General features: G+C 40.9%; 22 protein-coding genes and 1 pseudogene. 22 read left to right on the top strand and 1 reads right to left on the bottom strand.

Features of this window, described 5'->3' with window-relative positions; translation table 11 throughout:
• Positions 1-78 precede the first annotated feature (78 nt).
• From hisC to ACFX4X_RS13580, 13 genes and pseudogenes are all read left to right on the top strand, one after another.
• Positions 79-1,191, top strand: coding sequence for a histidinol-phosphate transaminase (gene hisC / locus ACFX4X_RS13520; RefSeq protein WP_377384136.1), 1,113 nt, complete (start codon positions 79-81; stop codon positions 1,189-1,191).
• A 48-nt stretch (positions 1,192-1,239) separates the two neighbouring features.
• A complete protein-coding gene (locus ACFX4X_RS13525; protein ID WP_284470317.1) occupies positions 1,240-2,343 on the top strand; it encodes a prephenate dehydrogenase in 1,104 nt (367 codons plus the stop codon).
• Between the two features lie 22 nt (positions 2,344-2,365).
• Positions 2,366-3,652: a 3-phosphoshikimate 1-carboxyvinyltransferase gene (gene aroA, locus ACFX4X_RS13530; RefSeq protein ID WP_089363158.1), complete on the top strand. Its 1,287-nt coding sequence runs from the start codon at positions 2,366-2,368 to the stop codon at positions 3,650-3,652.
• Positions 3,653-4,020: 368 nt separating this feature from the next.
• Complete coding sequence (locus ACFX4X_RS13535; protein WP_377384140.1) at positions 4,021-5,292, top strand: tetratricopeptide repeat protein; 1,272 nt, start codon at positions 4,021-4,023, stop codon at positions 5,290-5,292.
• A 41-nt stretch (positions 5,293-5,333) separates the two neighbouring features.
• Positions 5,334-5,885, top strand: a complete 552-nt coding sequence (locus ACFX4X_RS13540; RefSeq protein WP_061463867.1) for a ReoY family proteolytic degradation factor — start codon at positions 5,334-5,336, stop codon at positions 5,883-5,885.
• 162 nt (positions 5,886-6,047) lie between these two features.
• Positions 6,048-6,509: a YpiF family protein gene (locus tag ACFX4X_RS13545; protein WP_377384144.1), complete on the top strand. Its 462-nt coding sequence runs from the start codon at positions 6,048-6,050 to the stop codon at positions 6,507-6,509.
• 160 nt (positions 6,510-6,669) lie between these two features.
• Complete coding sequence (locus tag ACFX4X_RS13550; RefSeq protein ID WP_061463865.1) at positions 6,670-7,176, top strand: QcrA and Rieske domain-containing protein; 507 nt, start codon at positions 6,670-6,672, stop codon at positions 7,174-7,176.
• Between the two features lie 3 nt (positions 7,177-7,179).
• Positions 7,180-7,854 carry a menaquinol-cytochrome c reductase cytochrome b subunit gene (qcrB, locus tag ACFX4X_RS13555; protein WP_034307974.1) on the top strand — a complete coding sequence of 225 codons (675 nt, stop codon included), beginning with the start codon at positions 7,180-7,182 and terminating at the stop codon, positions 7,852-7,854.
• Between the two features lie 56 nt (positions 7,855-7,910).
• Positions 7,911-8,678 (top strand): menaquinol-cytochrome c reductase cytochrome b/c subunit, encoded by a 768-nt coding sequence (locus tag ACFX4X_RS13560; RefSeq protein ID WP_061463864.1) that lies wholly within the window; start codon positions 7,911-7,913, stop codon positions 8,676-8,678.
• 178 nt (positions 8,679-8,856) lie between these two features.
• Complete coding sequence (gene lhaT, locus ACFX4X_RS13565; protein ID WP_061463863.1) at positions 8,857-9,453, top strand: lipoprotein heptaprenylglyceryl N-acetyltransferase LhaT; 597 nt, start codon at positions 8,857-8,859, stop codon at positions 9,451-9,453.
• A gap of 119 nt (positions 9,454-9,572) precedes the next feature.
• The gene (gene ypjB / locus ACFX4X_RS13570; protein ID WP_284470321.1) at positions 9,573-10,358 is read left to right on the top strand and encodes a sporulation protein YpjB; all 786 of its coding nucleotides are present in this window, start codon (positions 9,573-9,575) and stop codon (positions 10,356-10,358) included.
• An 85-nt stretch (positions 10,359-10,443) separates the two neighbouring features.
• A complete protein-coding gene (locus tag ACFX4X_RS13575; protein WP_061463861.1) occupies positions 10,444-11,118 on the top strand; it encodes a zinc metallopeptidase in 675 nt (224 codons plus the stop codon).
• Between the two features lie 147 nt (positions 11,119-11,265).
• Positions 11,266-11,611: pseudogene (locus ACFX4X_RS13580) on the top strand (transposase); the annotation flags it as partial.
• Between the two features lie 259 nt (positions 11,612-11,870).
• On the opposite strand, the gene ACFX4X_RS13585 reads toward ACFX4X_RS13580, so the two are convergent.
• On the bottom strand, positions 11,871-12,743 hold the full coding sequence (locus ACFX4X_RS13585) for a YitT family protein (RefSeq protein WP_061463860.1): 873 nt from the start codon (positions 12,741-12,743) through the stop codon (positions 11,871-11,873).
• Positions 12,744-12,909: 166 nt separating this feature from the next.
• On the opposite strand from ACFX4X_RS13585, the gene ACFX4X_RS13590 reads away from it, so the two are divergent.
• The 9 genes from ACFX4X_RS13590 (at position 12,910) to panC (ending at position 20,545) form a co-directional block, all read left to right on the top strand.
• Entirely contained in the window at positions 12,910-13,269 is a 360-nt protein-coding gene (locus ACFX4X_RS13590) for a nucleotide pyrophosphohydrolase (protein ID WP_061466131.1), read from the top strand.
• Positions 13,262-14,062 (top strand): 4-hydroxy-tetrahydrodipicolinate reductase, encoded by an 801-nt coding sequence (dapB, locus tag ACFX4X_RS13595; RefSeq protein ID WP_377384150.1) that lies wholly within the window; start codon positions 13,262-13,264, stop codon positions 14,060-14,062. The genes ACFX4X_RS13590 and dapB overlap by 8 nt, the downstream gene beginning before the upstream one ends.
• 16 nt (positions 14,063-14,078) lie before the next feature.
• Positions 14,079-14,504 carry a methylglyoxal synthase gene (locus tag ACFX4X_RS13600; protein ID WP_061463858.1) on the top strand — a complete coding sequence of 142 codons (426 nt, stop codon included), beginning with the start codon at positions 14,079-14,081 and terminating at the stop codon, positions 14,502-14,504.
• On the top strand, positions 14,488-15,201 hold the full coding sequence (gene bshB1 / locus ACFX4X_RS13605; RefSeq protein ID WP_377384153.1) for a bacillithiol biosynthesis deacetylase BshB1: 714 nt from the start codon (positions 14,488-14,490) through the stop codon (positions 15,199-15,201). Before ACFX4X_RS13600 ends, bshB1 begins: the two co-directional genes overlap by 17 nt.
• Positions 15,202-15,205: 4 nt before the next feature.
• Positions 15,206-16,345 carry an N-acetyl-alpha-D-glucosaminyl L-malate synthase BshA gene (gene bshA, locus ACFX4X_RS13610; RefSeq protein ID WP_089363163.1) on the top strand — a complete coding sequence of 380 codons (1,140 nt, stop codon included), beginning with the start codon at positions 15,206-15,208 and terminating at the stop codon, positions 16,343-16,345.
• A 13-nt stretch (positions 16,346-16,358) separates the two neighbouring features.
• Positions 16,359-17,552: a CCA tRNA nucleotidyltransferase gene (locus ACFX4X_RS13615; RefSeq protein ID WP_377384157.1), complete on the top strand. Its 1,194-nt coding sequence runs from the start codon at positions 16,359-16,361 to the stop codon at positions 17,550-17,552.
• The gene (locus ACFX4X_RS13620) at positions 17,537-18,517 is read left to right on the top strand and encodes a biotin--[acetyl-CoA-carboxylase] ligase (RefSeq protein ID WP_061463854.1); all 981 of its coding nucleotides are present in this window, start codon (positions 17,537-17,539) and stop codon (positions 18,515-18,517) included. The genes ACFX4X_RS13615 and ACFX4X_RS13620 overlap by 16 nt, the downstream gene beginning before the upstream one ends.
• Positions 18,518-18,863: 346 nt before the next feature.
• A complete protein-coding gene (gene panB, locus ACFX4X_RS13625; RefSeq protein WP_089363167.1) occupies positions 18,864-19,700 on the top strand; it encodes a 3-methyl-2-oxobutanoate hydroxymethyltransferase in 837 nt (278 codons plus the stop codon).
• Complete coding sequence (panC, locus tag ACFX4X_RS13630) at positions 19,697-20,545, top strand: pantoate--beta-alanine ligase (RefSeq protein ID WP_377384160.1); 849 nt, start codon at positions 19,697-19,699, stop codon at positions 20,543-20,545. Before panB ends, panC begins: the two co-directional genes overlap by 4 nt.
• Positions 20,546-20,564: the final 19 nt, after the last annotated feature.

The raw sequence follows: 20,564 nt of genomic DNA on the forward strand, positions 1-20,564 counted from the left end.
AGATGATTTTAATATATGAATATGAATACGATTCTAACACTTTCTTACATTAAGTGAAAAAATATAGAGGTGATTGACATGAAATGGAATGAAGCGGTCCTATCCTTGAAGTCTTATCAACCGGGAAAATCCACTGATGAAGTGAAAAAATTATACGGGCTGGAAAAAATAACGAAATTGGCTTCAAATGAAAATCCTTTTGGCTGTTCTGAAAAGGTCAAGGAATCCGTTAGGAATTCAACCCATTCTTTTGCCATCTATCCGGATGGATATGCAACGATGCTTAGGGAAGCTGTTGCAAAACATACAGGTGTGAAAGAAACTCAGCTTATTTTTGGGAATGGATCTGATGAGAACATTCAAATCATTTCCAGAAGCCTATTGGGAGCTGGAAAGAATACGGTCATGGCAACAGGCACATTTTCGCAGTATCGCCATAATGCCACGCTAGAAGGTGCGGAAATAAGGGAAGTTCCTCATATAGACGGAGCTCATGATCTAGAAGGAATGCTAAAAGTTATAGATGAAAAAACGGCTGTTGTCTGGATTTGTACACCCAATAATCCTACTGGTAAATACATTTCGGAACAGGACTTATTATCGTTCATCGAAAAAGTGCCGGAAGATGTTCTTATCGTTCTGGATGAAGCTTATTGTGAGTATGCAACGGCTGAGGATTACCCGAGAACGAATCAATGGATTAATAAATTTAAAAACTTGATCATACTTCGTACATTTTCAAAAATTTATGGGCTTGCAAGTTTTAGGGTAGGGTACGGTTTGGCAGATGAGGATATTATTCAGAAACTAGATCCATCCCGGGAACCATTCAATGTCAACACATTCGCACAGAATATTGCTATCGTCGCTTTGGAAGATCAAGCTTTCATTGAAAAATGCAAGGAAGAAAATCAAAAAGGGCTCAAGCGGTACTATGAATTTTGCAATATGGAAAATTTAGCTTATTACCCGTCACAAGGTAATTTTATCTTTATCCATTTTAAACAGGATGCCGATGTGGTGTTTCAATATTTGCTTGAGCGCGGATACATTGCAAGATCGGGGAAATCCTTCGGCTTTCCTAACAGCCTAAGGGTAACGATTGGATCTACTGAAGAAAATGAAGGAATGATTAACGCTATTAAAACTTTCTTGAATGAAGTTGAGGCACCTTCTGATTCGCTGCTTTAACGTTTTTATCAAACCTAGAGGAGCATAAAAGATGCGGGGGAGAGAAGAGTGAAGGGAAAGGTTTTTGTAATAGGTCTAGGTCTAATTGGCGGATCATTGGCCATGGCCATACGCCATGCACATCCTGAAGCCGTGATTGTTGGTACGGACCTAAGTGAAAAGAATATTCAACTATCGATGCTATTGGGGATCATTGATGATTCTGTATCATCTCTAGAAGCGGGAGCATGTGAAGCTGATTTGATTCTACTTGCTGTGCCTGTCAATGAAACCGTCAAGATTTTAGCTCAATTAGCTAATATGGATTTAAAAAGCAATGTCATCATATCGGATGCAGGAAGTACGAAGGATACAGTGGTTAAGGCAGCAAAACCATTGATAGATAAAGGGGTGGCCTTCATTGGGGGGCACCCTATGGCTGGTTCACATAAAAGCGGCGCCGGGGCAGCCAAACTGCATTTATTTGAACATGCGTTTTATTTGCTAACTCCTGGAGATTCAATTGACGAAGAAAAAGTTGAGCAATTGAAAGAGTGGTTACAAGGGACAAGAGCGAACTTTTTGGTTGTCACCCCTGCTACACATGATAAGCTGACTGGAGTCATCAGTCATTTTCCGCATATTGTCGCATCAGGGCTGGTCAAGCAGGCAGAAAATTATAGTAAGGAAAATAAGTTGATTTCAAGGCTTGCAGCTGGTGGCTTTCGGGATATTACAAGAATTGCTTCAAGCAGTCCGGAAATGTGGCGTGACATTTTGTTACATAACCGCGATGTATTACTTGAATTAATGAATGATTGGCTGAATGAAATGGAGCATATAAAAGGGTTGGTAGCAAATGAAGATAGTGAAGAAATCCTTCGATTCTTTACTGATGCCAAGATTTTCAGGGATGATTTACCAACCGATGCGAAAGGCGCCATACCAGCGTTTTATGATTTATATATCGATATACCGGATTATGCCGGAATAATTTCTGAGATTACCGGATATTTGGCACAAGAAGGTATCAGCATTACAAACATAAGGATCATAGAAACAAGGGAAGAGATATATGGTGTGCTGGTCATCAGCTTCCAAACGGATGTAGATCGCATAAAAGCCGCAGATTGTATCTCAAGACATACAGATTATGAAACGATCCTGGCATAATATAATAAGGAAGGATGGTTGTATGAATACAAAAAAATTACAAACGAACATCCAATCATTACGTGGTTCGATTGCCATACCGGGAGACAAGTCCATCTCCCATCGTTCGGTAATGTTCGGAGCCCTTGCCGAGGGGGAAACGACAGTCACTAATTTTCTTCCAGGAGCCGATTGTTTAAGTACGATTTCCTGTTTTAAGCAGCTTGGAGTCCATATTGAACAAGAAGGCCAGCACGTCAGAATTGAAGGCAAAGGTTTTAATGGATTAAAGGAACCGGAAGAAGTGCTGGATGTCGGAAATTCTGGTACCACAATAAGGTTAATGATGGGGATCTTGGCAGGGCAGGATTTTTCGGCCGTGCTGGCAGGGGACGAATCGATAGCCAAACGTCCTATGACACGGGTAGTAAACCCTCTTCGTCAGATGGGAGCGGTCATTGATGGCCGTAAAGGAGCCGAATATACCCCGCTCTTCATAAGAGGAGGCAAGTTACAAGGGTTTCGCTATGAATTGCCTGTGGCAAGTGCGCAGGTCAAATCAGCAATAATCTTGGCAGGCTTACAGGCTGAAGGGGAAACGGTCATTATCGAACCAGAGGAGACCCGTGACCATACTGAACGAATGATCCAAGAGTTTGGCGGGAAAATCGAAAAGGACGGTCAAACGATCAAAGTAAGCGGAAATCAAGTCTTCAAAGGAACCACCATCCATGTGCCGGGTGATATTTCTTCAGCGGCTTTCTTCATGGTGGCTGCAGCGATTACGGAAAATAGTGAAGTAGTATTAAAGAATGTGGGCCTTAATTCGACAAGGACTGGAATCATCGAAGTCATGAAATCGATGGGGGCAGATATTACGATAGAGAAGAAGACGAGTGAAGGTGAACCTGCAGGAGATATCACTGTCAGAAGCTCCCGCTTACAAGGAACCACCATCAGCGGTGAACTAATTCCCCGTCTCATCGATGAAATACCGGTAATTGCACTTCTTGCAACACAGGCTGAAGGGATAACGACAATCAAGGATGCAGCAGAACTTAAAGTGAAAGAGACCAATAGAATTGATACGGTCGCAAATGAGCTTTCCATCCTGGGGGCAGATATAACTCCGACAGCAGATGGATTGATTATCAATGGACGTAAAGCCCTCAATGGGGGCAAGGTTACAAGTCATGGAGATCATCGTATCGGGATGATGCTCGCTGTCGCGGCTTTAATAACGGATGGGGAAGTGGAACTTGCTGACCCTGATGCCATAGATGTATCATACCCACAATTTTTTGGGCATTTGACACAATTGATAAAGTAAATATATAAAAAGTTTACAAACCTTATTTGGTTTGTAAACTTTTTTTTACTTGCTTGAAAGTGTTGAAAGCGCTAACATACAGGCTTTTATGCCTCTATTATTCAAGAAAATTATGAAAAAGGGGTCCCTGATCAAAAAGGAGATTGACCGTAGAATGGAGAATTAACTAGTAACCTTTTTTTAATGAGAATGGAGGGGACTTCATCAATGGAATACAGGGCTACAGTATGGTAAACTAATGAATACTGTTTACTATGCATCTCACGATTACAAGGGTATTTGGTTCTTTATGGCAGAGAAGATGACATTATGGCGTGAGTGTGTATGACTAGAAACCAAGTCTATCATGCAAAAGGAAGGAATCAACAATGAACACAGTGGAACAAGTTGTACAGCATTTAAAAAAAGGGGAATTAACTGAAGCTCTTAAACATATAAATCGAATTAAATCATCAGAGTCAGCAGAGGACATATTGATGCTGGCCGAGGAAATGCTCCAGCTTGGTTTTGTGGAGGAGGCAAAGGATCTATTTGAACATCTATTGGAACTTTATCCTGATGAAGGAGAATTGATTGTTTCGTTGGCGGAAATCCTGATTGACATGGACCAGGAAGATGAAGCGATGCTAATGCTTGAAAAAGTGAGTGTAGATGATGAAGTATATCCAAGTGCTTTACTTTTAGAAGCGGACCTTTATCAATTACAGGGGATGGATGAGGTCAGTGAACGAAAATTGCTTCAGGCCAAGGAAATACTTCCAGATGAAGTCATCATTGATTTTGCGCTAGGTGAACTGTACTTTCATCAAGGAAGGGATCAGGAAGCCATTGCAAATTACATAAGGGTTTTGGAACAGGAACAAGAAATCGCAGGAGTCAATGTCAATCAGAGACTTGCTGAAGCATTAAGCAGCTCCGGAAAGTTCGAGGAGGCCCTTCCGCACTTTGAAAAGGCCTTAAATGAGGGACTTGAAATCAATACCCTATTTGAATATGCATTTACAGCATTTCAGGCAGGCCTTTACGAGACATCCGTTCGTAAGTTTACAGAACTGAAAGAAATGGATCATGAATACCATTCCCTATATTTATATCTGGCAAAGAGTTATGAACATCTTGAAGATTTGGAAAATGCCTTGAAAGTGGTCAAAGAAGGAATCAAGGCTGATGAATTCAATAAGGAACTTTACTTCTTCGGCGGAAAGATAGCCTTGAAAAGCGGACTTGAAGAAGAGGCGGAAAATCTATTTAAAGAAGCTCTTGCCATAGATCCAGGTTATTTGGAAGCTGCACTCACCCTCTTGAAATTGTATATGCATCATGAAAGGTATGAAGATGTATTGGAGTGTATTGGTGAAGTTAGGAGATATGGAGAGGATGATCCGCAGTTTGAATGGATCGCTGCTGTATCTTATCAACACACCGAACAATTTAAAGAGTCATTAACCAGCTATCATAAAGCATATAATTCATTCAAGGACAATCAAGATTTCCTGGAAGACTATGGTTTCTTTTTAATTGAAGAAGGAGACAGAGCCACATCTAGAGAAATATTTAATAAGCTGCTTGAGATAAACCCAGCGAATGATGAGTATGTGATGATTTTGGAGCGGCTAGGTGAAAGTACAGATGGAATGTAGATAAGGGAAATAAAACTAAATCTAGACAGAGGAGGGAATTCATGGTGGCTGCCCCTGTTTCTGTGAATGAGAAGAAGGATTTTATTCGGTGGTTTTTAAATCATTATCAACTGAAACGAAGAGAATGCGTGTGGATATTGAATTACTTAATGAGTCATGATCAACTAATGAAAAAGGTTCATTTTGTAGAAAATGCCCAATATTGCCCACGTGGACTAATAATGTCGACACATTGTGTGGATGAGGTCCCTTTCAGGTTCTATAAGTCTAATATCATGACGACCGATGCAGAGAAATCTTTTCACGATATCCGCTTAAATCGGGATGAAGATATTTATATTCAGCTCAACTTTAAATCATCTTACTCTTCCTATCAATATGCAGCGGTACTGGAAAGCAATCCCTTCATGCCGAAATCTACGGCAGCGAACGAAAAGGATCAGCTGCTAGCTGAACAATTTTTAGAAAGAAGCATGTTGTATTTTCAGAGGGACCGCCTGCTTAAGGAAATCGATGAAGCACTTGATAAGCATGATGAACAAGCATTTAAAAACTTAACAGAGCAATTGAATCAATTAAAAGTACTTGGATGAAATAAAATGACCTTTCCGTAATCAGGAAAGGTTTTTATTTTTTATAAAAGATAGATAAAATCAACATTTTTGTAAAGACTATGGGTATATGGTAAAGATGTTATAAAAATAATGGTAAAATGATAAGGAGTTGATTTGAAAAATCGGGAGTGAAGAAAAAACATGAAATGGACAGCAAAAGATCTTGACATGTATATAAAGTCAAAAGAGTATGTGGATACTGTTTTAATTCCTTTGGTTCCCTTATCTTTTGGGGGGCAAATGAAGCAAACGGGCTCAATGAATGAATTTCTTACCATTTTAAGCTTGGAAATTGAAAAGCAGATGAAAGGGAGAATTCTTTTATTGCCAACATTCCATTATTTAAGTGATGAAATGGATAAGGTAGAGCGGTTAAATCGTTGGGCCAAGGAAGTGAAAGAAAAAGATTTCAAGCATATTTTTTTCCTAACTTCAGATTTTGAGTGGAAAAAGGAAGAGAGGGAATTGGAAAATAATTTAGTATGGATTCCTGCCATCCCCCTGGAGAGTCTTGAAACTGAACAAGCAAGGGAAATGATTAACCAGCAGGTTCTCCAAATCCTTGATGTTTTCACTTATAATTGGAAAAATGAAAAAAAGTAGGATTTTTCGCATTATTTGACACATAGTTGCCACCTTTTGGGTTTTACAAATATTGACCTTGGTAAATTATTGAGATATCATGGAAATGTCCTAGTTTTATAGTGTTGCTATTTATTGGTCCTTTGGGCTCTCAGTATAGTAATAGAGGGGGGGAAAACGCATGAGCAAGCATAATGTTTCACGACGTCAATTCCTTAATTACACACTTACTGGCGTTGGTGGATTTATGGCGGCCGGTATGTTGATGCCTATGGTTAGGTTTGCAATTGATCCTGTATTATCAGCAGATAAAGGCGGGGATTATATTGCAACTAAACAGAAGGTTAGTGAACTGACTACCGAACCGACCCGTGTCGACTTTACTTTTAAGCAGGTCGATGGGTGGTATGAGTCTGAAGAAACAAATACAGCTTGGGTTTACAAAATGGATGATGGTACTATCGTTGCTTTATCTCCAATCTGTAAGCATTTAGGCTGTACGGTAGCGTGGAATACGGATAAGTCTAATCCGAATCAATTTTTCTGTCCTTGCCATTATGGCAGGTATACGAAAGATGGAGTGAACGTGAAAGGGACACCGCCGGTTAAACCATTGGATGTCTATGCCACGAAAGAAAAAGATGGAATTCTTTATTTGGGTCAACTAAAACCGCATGGGGAGGCGTAAACATTGCTAACAAAGTTATATGACTGGGTGGACGAGCGTTTAGATATTACGCCATTATGGCGGGATATTGCTGACCATGAGGTTCCTGAACATGTTAACCCCGCACATCATTTTTCTGCATTCGTATATTGTTTTGGCGGGTTAACTTTCTTTATTACGGTCATCCAAATCTTGTCGGGCATGTTCTTGACGATGTACTATGTCCCGGACATTAAAAACGCTTGGGAATCTGTTTATTATTTACAAAATGAAGTTGCCTTCGGTCAAATTGTCCGTGGTATGCATCACTGGGGAGCAAGTCTAGTTATTGTTATGATGTTTTTACATACTCTTCGTGTCTTCTTCCAGGGAGCATACAAAAAACCGCGCGAATTGAACTGGATGGTCGGCGTATTGATTTTCTTCATCATGCTGGCATTAGGGTTGACCGGTTATTTATTGCCATGGGATATGAAAGCGCTATTCGCAACGAAAGTTACTTTGACAATCGTCGAATCGGTACCGTTAATGGGACCGGCACTAAAGACATTGATAGCAGGAGATCCAACCATCGTTGGAGCACAGACATTGACACGATTCTTTGCAATTCATGTATTCTTCCTGCCTGCAGCATTATTTGCTTTACTAGCGGCTCATTTCCTAATGATCCGAAAACAAGGTATTTCAGGTCCACTATAAAAGAATTATGAACCAAGATCCAAAAAAACCTTTTCATAAAGGAGGGGAATTGTTCAATGCATCGTGGGAAAGGTATGAAATTCGTAGGTGACTCGCGTATCTCCGCAGACCGTAAACCGAATATTCCGAAAGATTATTCAGAGTATCCTGGGAAAACTGAAGCATTTTGGCCTAATTTCCTTTTAAAAGAATGGATGGTCGGAGCTGTATTTCTTGTAGGTTATCTATGCCTGACAATCGCACATCCGTCACCATTGGAAAGGATAGCAGACCCTACGGATACAGCTTATGTTCCGCTGCCGGACTGGTATTTCCTTTTCCTTTACCAATTACTTAAGTATACTTATGCTTCAGGACCTTATAATGCAATAGGGTCCATGGTAATACCTGGTTTGGCTTTCGGGGCATTGCTCTTGGCACCTTTTTTAGACCGTGGCCCAGACCGGAGCCCCGCGAAACGTCCTTTTGCTGTAGGCTTCATGCTATTGGCAATGGCAGGGGTATTCTATTTAACATGGGAGTCCGCAGCCCATCACGATTGGGAAGCTTCTAAGAAGCAAGGAGCAATTGTGGAAGGTGCAGACATTGATAAAGAGAGCGATGGGTATAAATTGATGGATTCCAATGGCTGCATTAGTTGTCACGGAGCAGAATTAACTGGTGGAGCTGGAGCGCCAAGCTTAATTGACACTGGATTAAAGCCAGAAGAAATCTCTAAAATCGCTGTCAAAGGACAGGGTGCCATGCCAGCTGGCATGTTCAAAGGTACAGATGAGGAATTGGCAACATTAGCTGAATTTGTATCTGGATTATCAGCAAAATAATATAACCATCAACAGCATTTTCTTTCATATGCTGCAAATGAAAAGCTGACGACTACGGTTGTCGGCTTTTTTATTGGTAAATTGAAGCGTAAAAGAAAATAATTTGAAATGAAGCTTGGTTTTCAAGTTGATGACCTGTAAAATGAGTGTACATAAGAATGTAAGAGAGGGTTAAAGAATGAATGTTATCTACAGCTGGCTTGCGAATCGGCAAATGCTCGTTTTGTTATTAGTAATAAATATATTTGGAACCGCTTTTGGATATTATTGGTACGGCAGTCAATTGGAAAATACTCCGGCCATTTTTTTGGCATTTGTACCGGACAGCCCGACAGCAAGCCTATTTTTTGTATTTGTATTATTGGCGTTCCTATTAAAAAGAAATTTTGGACTTATGGAAGCGTTGGCGATAATAACACTTTTCAAATATGGTATATGGGCAGTCGTTATGAATTTACTGACCTTGGTGACAACAGGATCATTGCCATGGGAAGGCTATATGCTAATGGCTTCTCATTTGGGGATGGCGATTCAAGGGATATTATATGCACCATTTTATCGAATAAAACCATGGCATTTGATAGTGGCAGGGATTTGGACCATACATAATGACATAATCGATTATGTTTTTGAAATGATGCCTATATACCGTGATCTATTGGTATATATGAATTCGATTGGTTATTTTACATTCTGGCTCAGCATACTTTCCATTTTTGTCGGCTGGTACTTTGGGTATAGAAAAAAGCGGATCACCCTATCCTTCATCCATTAAAAAGTTAACCCCGCGTATAGCTTTGTAAAAGCGGGGTTAACTTTTTTATGTTGAACGAGGTCTACTCATGTTTTTTCTTTCATATCGTTTTAGTAGAGATATGAGGAGGGACGAGTAGCATGTTGAAAAAATTCATATTAACCATTGCTGTTTTATTTGTCGTCTTACATTTCCCTGTCTATGCAGAATCCTCTTCAAGTTTGGAGCAATTAGATAACATTTCCGATAGAGCCTTGGAAATGACCAAGTTGAAGCGATATGGAGATTCGGAAAAGATGCTGACGTTTTTTTCTGATCGGTTTTTAAAAGAGACAGCGAAAGAGCAGATACTTGACATGGACGAACTTCGAATTATCACTGTAGCTCATAACGAGGCGTTGATGACAATAAAGGATATGAATAAGGGAGACTCCGAAAAGATTAATTCTGTCACAAAGTTCCGGCTTGTTGTCGATGCGGTAAAGTCTACCCATCAGCCCCTTTGGACAGAGATGGAGGATCAAATGATGAATTCTTTCCAGCAGACAAAGGATGCCGCAATCAATCAAGACACAATTACATTCAATAGCCAATTGAACTTATTCCTTTCACAATATGAAATGATATATCCAAGCTTGAAAGTCGACCTTTCTAAAGAAACGATGCAGCAACTGGACACGAGAATTCAATACATCAACCAATACCGCCCGGAAGTGATCAGAGATGAAGAAAGTCAAAAGGAACTTGATGCGTTACAAAACGAACTAACCTCCATTTTTGATGATATGGGAGAAGATGATGCGGATCCTTCCCTTTGGTGGGTCATCATATCAACAGGCAGCATCATTATCATGACGCTTTCTTATGTAGGCTGGAGAAAATATAAAGGTGATAGGGAAAAGCCAAGGAAAGGACATAATGATTAAAAAGACATGGGAAGAGAACACTATATTTGACAGGGGTTCCTTCATTCCATAGAATTAAGAGTAATAATAGTTATAGGAGGATACCATGTATTTCATTTATTTGGCGATTATCATTTTAATCCCGATTTATGCACAAATGAAAGTGAAAAGCACGTATAAAAAATATTCAAAAGTACAGGCTTCTTCTGGTATGAATGGTGCTGAGACGGCACGGGCCATTTTGGATCAAAATGGACTGTTTAATGTCAGGGTCGAAGAGACACCTGGAATGCTATCGGACCATTATGATCCAAGGGATAAAACGGTGCGTTTATCAACGGATAACTATCACGGCCATTCAGTTGCAGGTGTAGCTGTTGCAGCCCATGAAGTGGGACATGCGATTCAAGATAAAGAAGCATATGCATTCTTACGTTTCCGTCATGCTTTAGTGCCTGTCGCTAACTTCGGTTCCAATATATCTTGGATCTTAATTTTAATCGGGGTGTTAGCCAGAATTCCAGGCTTACTAATAGCAGGTATCGTATTTATGGCAGCAGCAGTATTATTTCAAGTAATCACTCTGCCAGTGGAGTTCAATGCTTCCTCTCGGGCAATGGATCAACTCGTTTCTGTAGGAGTTATCCGTAATGACGAAGAACGGGAAACGAAAAAAGTATTAAGTGCAGCTGCGATGACTTATGTTGCTGCCGCTCTAGTTGCCGTACTGGAACTAGTTCGTCTTCTGCTTATGTATTCAGGAATGAGAGAAGAGGATTAATTTAGAAGGAGGACGCCATCATTATGGCGTCCTCACAGACTGTAGACAAACTCGATGAAAATCGAGTTTGTCTACATTTTTTTTGAGGGTTTTAAAAATTCGAACGTTGATTAGAACGTAGGGCACTCGCTTTCCGCGGGCGGTCCGGGATATCGTGAGTATAAATCTCCCAAACACCATTTGTAAGACATGTTCATTTTTATCACAGTGTACAGAAAGCAAAGACCATCAAAAAGTGGTGACGCGCCATATCTGGGAAGAAAATATGGAAGAAGCAGATCACCTGAGTCATCATCAAGATGTAAAAACTATCTATGCGAAACGCAAGGAAACGATTGAGCGTGTATTCGCAGATGCAAAAGAAAAGCATGGTATGCGTTGGACAACTTTAAGGGGACTTAAAAAATTGTCGATGCAGGCGATGCTTACTTTCGCTGCCATGAATGTAAAGAAGATGGCCAATTGGACATGGCAAGGTCCAAAAATGGCCTAACATAGTGGGCTCGTAGAGACCCAAGCTCTTAATCTTGAGCAAAATTCCAAGAAAATATCAAAAGGGGTTCGGAATTAATACATTCCGAACCCCTTTTGTCGACAGCCTGAGGACGCCATAATTATGGCGTCCTTTTTTAAATTAATATGCGTTTTTAAAAACCTATAAAAATATTTGTTGTACACTGCTTATAAAATTCAGTATTCGGGGAAACATTCAAAAGGATTACATTCAATTCGGTAATGCCTCTGCCAATCGATTATCTTTCAATCGGGTTCTTATTCTCATCAAGGGTAAAGCCCTCACCTAATACGTCATGCACTTCACTTACAGATACGAATGCATGGGGGTCAACCGATGTTATGGCATTTTTTAAGCGGACAAGCTCATTTTTCCCAACAACACAATAGAGCACTTCCCGGTCATTGCGTGTAAAGGACCCATATCCCCTTAATACTGTTACGCCCCGCTCCATATCATTCATGATTTTTTCTGCAATTTCCTTGTTTTTCTCACTAATGATCATGGCACCTCTAGCGGCATAAGCTCCTTCTTGCATAAAGTCGATTACTCTAGCACCTATAAATACGGCAACGAGGGTATACATCGCTTGCCGGTAATCCAGGTAGGTAAGGATGGACAGGCCGATAACTACGGCATCAAAGATGAACATGGTTCGTCCCATGCCAATTCCCAAGTACCGGTGGGCAAAACGGGCAATGATATCTACACCGCCTGTAGTCCCCCCGTAACGAAAGATGATGCCCAACCCGACACCAACAAATACCCCGGCAAACAATGCCACCAGCATCAAATCGTTTCCGAGATTGATTTCGATTTGATATTTCTCGAAAACCCATAACCAGACGGAGAGGCCAACCGTTCCGATAATCGTATAAAAGAAAGATGTGCGACCTAAATATTTCCAGCCTATTGCAAATAAGGGAATATTCAAAACCAAATTAGAATAAGAAGGATTTATCCCAATAAGTTGATATATAATCAAGGTGAGACCGGTGAATCCGCCTTCGGCCAAATGGTTCTGCATGTTAAAGTGCACAAGTCCAAAGGCGAAGATTCCAGCCCCAAAAAGGATGAATATAGTATTTTTCAATTTTAAGCCCAAAAGCATGTCCATACCTCCAAAGGTTTGCATATCATCAATTTACTAATTATAACTAATTAACCAACTATGAGCAATTTTGATTCTCGAACGTATCTGTTGTCATATGTTTCACTTTTAGCTAACATGGAGAAGGTATAATGTGTGAAAACGAAAATCAAGAATGGGTGATTATATGGAAAATCACAAGACGATCCAACAAATGCAAGCGGAAGTCGACCAATACATAGGACAGTTCAAAGAAGGATATTTCAGCCCACTGGCCATGCTCGCACGGATGTCTGAAGAACTTGGGGAATTGGCCAGGGAAGTCAATCATTATCATGGCGAAAAACCAAAGAAAGCAACTGAGGAAGAGAATACCGTAGAAGCGGAATTGGGGGACATGCTTTTTGTTTTAATTTGTTTTGCCAATTCTTTAGGGATTGACCTTCAAAGCTCACATGATAAGGTCATGCATAAGTTTACAACCCGTGATAAAGATAGATGGACAAAAAAAGAAGAGAAAATGGAGGGTGAAGGTAAAGATGAGTAAAGTAAAAGTGATTGTGGCTGGTCCTTGTGGCAGAATGGGAAATGAAGCGGTGAAGCTTGTACATAGGACAGAAGGATTTGAATTGGCAGCTGTCATAGATCGTAAGCATAACGGGGTAAGCCTCTCCACAATAGAAGGTTTTCAAGGTATTGAAGCACCTGTTTATTCGGATATAAATGAATGTTTTTCTTCTGTAAAAGCTGACGTATTGATTGATTTAACCACACCTGAAGTGGGGATGTTTCATACCGAAATGGCACTTAACCATGGCATCCGGCCTGTAGTGGGAACGACAGGTTTTACAAAGGAAGATTTAACGAAGCTGGATTCTTTAACAAAAGAAAAGGGCATCGGTTGCATCATCGCGCCAAACTTTGCAATTGGAGCCATTTTGATGATGAAGTTTTCACAAATGGCTGCAAAGTATTTCCCGGATGTGGAAATTATAGAAATGCATCATGATCAAAAACTGGATGCACCTTCGGGGACTGCTTCCAAAACGGCAGATATGATTGCTGCTGTACGTGAAATGAAACAACAGGGGCACCCTGATGAAAAAGAAACCATTCAGGGGGCAAGAGGGGCAAATGTAGATGGCATGCATATCCATAGCGTACGGCTTCCGGGACTGGTTGCTCATCAACAGGTGCTTTTCGGTAGTGATGGAGAGCTATTGACGGTTCGGCATGATTCCTTTAATCGGGCATCCTTCATGTCAGGGGTCAAACTCGCGGTCGATACCGTCATGAAATTGGATATTCTTGTATACGGCCTGGAAAATATTATCGAATAGGGATGGGAGATATACGATGAGGATTGCCTTAATTGCCCATGATAAGAAAAAGGAAGATATCATTCAATTTGTAACAGCTTATAAAGCTGTATTCGAGCAGCATGAATTATTTGCTACAGGTACGACCGGAAAACGAATTATGGAAGAAGTATCACTGCCTGTCCATCGCTTTCATTCGGGACCTCTTGGTGGAGATCAGGAAATAGGTGCAATGATTGCACGCGGAGAAATGGATATGATCCTATTTTTCCGCGACCCTTTGACATCACAGCCACATGAACCTGATGTATCAGCGCTTATACGCCTTTCCGATGTCTATGAAATCCCCTTAGCGACCAATATGGGCACGGCAGAAGTACTGATACAAGGTTTGAAACATGGGTATATGGATTGGCTTAAACTACGGAAAAAACAAGGTGAGATAAATGATAAACAAAAGTAATATAGATATCCTGGCTTTCGGCGCACATGCGGATGATGTTGAAATCGGTATGGGAGGCACGATTGCTAAATATGTGCAACAAGGCAGGGAAATTGTCATTTGTGATTTGACAAAAGCTGAAATGTCATCCAATGGAACCGTTCCATTACGGCAAGAGGAAGCACGAAATGCTGCAGAAATCCTTGGGGCGAAGAGGATTTCCCTTGATTTACCTGACCGGGGTTTATATATGAAAGCGGAGTACATAGATCAAATCATTAAGGTGATCCGTAAATATAAACCTGCACTTGTTTTTGCACCTTTTTTGGAAGATCGCCATCCCGATCATGGAAACTGTGCCAAATTAGTGGAAGAAGCAGTTTTTTCGGCAGGAGTCAAAAAATATATGGAAGAAAATGGACCTGATTCTCATCGTGTCCAAAATATGTACTATTATATGATAAATGGTTTTCACAAACCGGACTTCGTAGTGGACATCACTTCTTCAATAACGAAAAAGCTGGATAGCCTTAGAGCATATGGCAGCCAATTCGAAAAAAGTGATGTAACTGTTGAAACCCCGCTAGTGAATGGCTATATCGAGACTGTGGAGGCACGGGAGCGGATGTTCGGAAAAGAAGTGGGTGTCGCCTATGCGGAAGGATTCATGACAAAAAAACCGCTACTGATCGATGCCGACTTGTTAGGAGAAAAATAATCTTATGAAATTAAAAATTGGAATTACCTGTTACCCTACAGTTGGGGGTTCTGGTGTCGTAGCAACTGAATTAGGCAAGATGCTTGCAGAAAAAGGACATGAGATACATTTCATTTCTTCAAGCCTTCCTTTTCGCTTGAATAAGATGTACTGCAATATTTTTTATCACCAAGTTGAAGTGAACTCGTACTCAGTCTTTCAATATCCACCATATGACCTGGCACTTGCGAGCAAGATTGCGGATGTCGTAAAACGGGAGAAATTAGATATCCTTCACGTTCATTATGCGATTCCGCATGCTGTCTGTGCAATCCTTGCAAAGCAGATGTCAGGTAATGAAGTAAAGATTGTGACCACACTGCATGGTACGGACATAACGGTATTAGGGCATGATCCCTCATTGACCAATTTGATAAAATTCGGGATAGAGCAATCCGATGTAGTTACAGGGGTATCTAATTCTCTTGTGCAGGAAACGCATGATTTAATCGCTCCGGATAAGGAAATAAAAACCGTTTATAATTTTATTGATGAAAGGGATTACCATAAAACGAATTCCGAATATCTAAGGGATGAATACGGTATCAGGGAAAATGAAAAAGTGGTCATACATGTATCGAATTTCCGTTCGGTCAAGCGTGTGAAAGACGTCATCCAGGCGTTTTATTTAACTCAAAAGGATATGCCCGCTAAGCTTCTGCTCGTAGGGGACGGTCCGGAAGTTACAACCGTATTGAAATTGGCTAAAGATTTTGGAATCGATGAATCGGTTTTGTTTCTTGGTAAGCAGGATAACCTTGCCGAATTATATTCAATCAGTGATGTGATATTCCTGTTATCGGAAAAAGAGAGTTTCGGACTTGTGCTGCTCGAGGCGATGGCATGTGGAGTTCCTTGTATCGGAACGAATATCGGAGGGATTCCGGAGGTCATCGTTGATGGTGAGACTGGTTATATTTGTGAATTGGGAGATGTTAAAACGGTTGCTGAAAAAGCGATTGGGCTTTTAAGCGACCCGGTTTTACATAAACGTTTTTCAGAGGCTGCGCTGAAAAGGGCCAACACCGATTTTCACTCGGATACAATCATGTCAGAGTATGAAGCCATCTACATTAAAGCACTTGAAGGAAAATCTATGAAATAAGGAGGGGATGCTGATGGATCAGTTATTCTTAAAATCAGTACCCATTCTTGAATTAATTGAAAAAGCAGGATTCGAGGCCTATTTCGTTGGTGGCTCTGTGAGGGATTATATCCTCGGCAGTCCCATCAACGATGTGGACATCGCTACTTCCGCAACACCCCAGGAAATCAAAAGGATTTTTCCAAAAACGGCTGATATCGGGATTGACCATGGAACAGTGCTTGTAATTGCGGATTCGGGTACATACGAAATTACGACTTTTAGAACAGAAAGCGATTATTCGGACTTCCGGAGACCTGATTCTGTGCAATTTGTCCGTTCTTTGACTGAGGATTTACAAAGAAGGGATTTTACAATGAACGCAATGGCAATGGATAAGTCCGGTAATATTATCGATCCATTTAATGGTAGACATGATTTAGCAGAAAAAAGGATTATCACGGTTGGCAACCCGCACGAAAGGTTTCATGAGGATGCTTTGAGAATGATGCGTGCATTAAGGTTCGTCAGTCAACTTGATTTTGAACTGGATCAAGAATCTTTTGATTCCCTTAAAGAGAACGCCCAGATCATCAGTGAAATAGCTGTCGAAAGAATCCTGGTTGAATTTGAGAAGCTATTGACCGGCATCAATAAAAAAAGGGCTTTCTCACTCTTGCTAGAAAGCGGATTATATCAATACCTTCCTCAATTCTCCAGTAAGAAGGATCATTTAGGGAAATTACTAAATCTTCCGCTTCATCAGCTAAAAGCCACAGAAATATGGTCTATAATCATGGTTCATACAAGTGATCAGGACATGGAAGAGGCATTAAGGGCATGGAAGCTGCCATTGAAAACAATAAGGAACGTTCAACGTATCATACAGCTGGTGAAGAAAGAACCATCCTTTGAAAATTCAACCATCGATGTATTTCAGGCAGGTCAGGGCATAACTGTACAAGCTGCTAAAGTCAAGGCAGCCCTGACAGGGAGAAATGTAACGGATGCAGAGGAGAACGCCCATCACCGATATAATGAACTCATTATAAAGGATATGTCGGATCTTGCCGTTAAAGGGACGGATTTATTAATTTGGCATCAAGAAAAACCAGGTCCATGGGTGAAAGAATACTTGGAAATAATATTGAAAGCTGTCTTGAATGAAGAATTAAGAAATGATAAAGAAGAAATAAAGAGGTGGCTGGAAAAATGCAATCTGAGTTAAGAACAAAGCTGATGGAAGCCCTCTCAAAAGCAGATGGTGCATTTAAATCCGGTCAGGAAATTGCTGAATATATTGGCTGTTCGCGTACAGCGGTCTGGAAGCATATAGAAGACTTGCGCAGTGAAGGTTATAATGTTGAAGCCGTTAGGAAAAAAGGCTATCGGATCATATCAGCGCCGGAAAAAGTGTCCGAAAGCGAAATACAACTTGGTCTGGAAACAAAAACAATCGGCAAGATGATCCACTATCAGGAAACAGTGGAATCCACTCAAAAAATTGCGCATCAATTAGCGAATGAAGGAGTTCAGGAGGGGACGCTCGTCGTTGCCGAGGAGCAGTTATCCGGAAAAGGAAGATTGATGAGATCTTGGCATTCCCCAAAATTCAGCGGTATTTGGATGAGTCTAATCCTAAGACCGAAAATTCCGATTCATGAGGCTCCTCAACTGACATTATTGGCCGCGGTCGCTGTGGCACAGGCGATAGAGGATACAACTGATTTAAAACCACAAATAAAATGGCCGAATGATATTTTGGTGAATCGTAAGAAAGTGGTAGGCATCCTGACGGAGATGCAGGCGGAATCGGATAGGATCCATTCTGTCATTATCGGGATTGGAATGAATATCAATCAGAAATTGGTGGATTTTCCGGAAGATCTGCACGGAAAAGCGTCGTCCCTTTTCATAGAAAGTGGAGAAACGGTTTCAAGGTCCAAGGTCATTCAAAGAGCATTGTTTCGTCTGGAAAACTTGTACGACCTCTATTTAAATGAAGGCTTCATGCCAATAAAGGAATTATGGGAGAGTTATGCGATCAGCCTTGGACAGGTTATCAAAGCCAGTACTGTCAATGACACGATTGTTGGAAAGGCATTGGGCATAACGGATTCAGGCGTTTTACTCCTTGAAGACGGAAAAGGAACCGTACATTCGATTTATTCAGCAGATATTGAAATTCAGTAGATTTTTGTCAAATTCGTGAAAAATAAATAGAATTTTTGAATTTGGCTTGATATAATTCAAGTGGGCAGTATCTCATGTGAACTGCACCCCCATAAATACCAAATTATTTGAAAATCTGCCTTGATCCAGAGAATTGGACTGGGACGGAGGGATGAAACTTCTGATGGAACAAAGGGATTGGCTAAAAAGACAAGTGCTGTTTATTGAACGATATATGGTTTTTAAACCATTTTTCGTTGGAAACAGTTACTTTTTTAGTCAGTCTTTTTTTTGCGTATGAATGTATAGACACCAGTTTTTGTAACGCTGATGTTTTCATCTCCTCCATCAAAAAGGAGGAAACGTAATGAAATTGTCCGGGGATTTTTTGAAAATGAAACAAAATCAAGAGAAAATTGTCATGCTTACGGCATATGATTTTCCGTCAGCAAAGTTAGCGGAACAATCAGGTGTAGACATGATTTTAGTCGGCGATTCTTTAGGAATGGTCGTTTTGGGTTATGAATCAACCATCCCTGTTACGGTGAATGACATGATCCATCATACAAAGGCAGTAAAACGCGGGGCCCCAAATACATTTGTCGTGACCGATATGCCCTTTATGAGCTATCACCTTTCTATGGATGAAACACTCAAGAATGCAGCCCGTATCATGCAGGAAGGTCATGCTGATGCCGTGAAGCTTGAAGGAGCAGATGATGTTGTTGAAAAAATATCAGCATTGACAAAGGCAGGCATTCCGGTTGTAGCCCATCTTGGCTTGACTCCTCAATCAGTCGGAGTTCTTGGCGGATATAAAGTGCAAGGAAAAGACGCCGATGCTGCGGCACAGCTCGTGGAAGATGCGAAAAAGTGTGAAGCGGCGGGGGCGATGGCAGTAGTATTTGAATGTGTACCATATCAAGTGGGAGAACTCGCAACACGCAATTTGGGAATCCCGACCATTGGAATTGGGGCAGGTGCAGATACGGATGGTCAAGTCCTCGTTTATCATGATGTCATCAGGTATGGAGTAAATCGCGTTGCAAAATTCGTAAAAGTTTATGGAGATGCCAATGAACTGATTGGCCAATCGATAAACAGGTATGTGAATGAAGTGAAATCCAAAGATTTTCCGTCGAAAGAACATTCATTTACGATGAAGGAAGAGCAGCTTACAGAACTTTACGGAGGGAAAAGATGAAAACTTTTACATCAGCAGCTGAGTTGCAGCAGGCGCTCCGAGAGGAAAAAAGCCATCATAATAGCATTGGCTATGTGCCGACAATGGGCTTTTTACACCAGGGGCATGCCACCCTTCTGGAAAAGGCGCGCAATGAAAATGATATTGTGGTATTGAGTATTTTTGTTAATCCGTTGCAATTTGGACCAAATGAGGATTTTGAAACATATCCACGTGATTTGGTGCGGGATGAGAATGTCGCAGCAAAGGCCGGAGTGGATTATCTCTTCTACCCAACAGTCCACGAAATGTATGGTGAAGAACCATCGGTCAAAGTTGTTGTCCAAAGCAGGACGGATTGTTTATGCGGAAGACAAAGGCCTGGACACTTTGATGGTGTAGCGACAGTCTTAACGAAGTTCTTCAATATCATCCTCCCTGATAGGGCTTACTTCGGTAAGAAGGATGCCCAGCAAGTTGCCGTGATAGATGGATTGATCCAAGACTTTAATTTCCCGATCCAGCTTGTTGCTGTAGATACCGTACGCGAAGAAGATGGGTTAGCGAAGAGCTCGCGAAATGTAAACCTATCAGTTCAGGAACGCATGGAAGCTAAAGAGCTCTACCAAAGTTTATTAAAGGCAAAAGAGGCGGTTGAATCAGGTGAAAGAAATGCTGCAGCCGTCACTGCTCTAGTAAGTGAACATATTGGTGCCCATACAAGTGGAGTGATCGACTATATTGAAGTCTATCAATACCCGGAACTTAAACCAATTGAAACGCTATCTGGACACGTCATCATTGCAATGGCAATTAAGTTCAAGCATGCAAGGCTAATTGATAATATCACTATAAATATAGAATAAATAATGATAGGGGGGAAAT

This window comes from Peribacillus sp. YIM B13481, assembly GCF_042787985.1.
Lineage (GTDB): Bacteria > Bacillota > Bacilli > Bacillales > DSM-1321 > Peribacillus > Peribacillus simplex_A.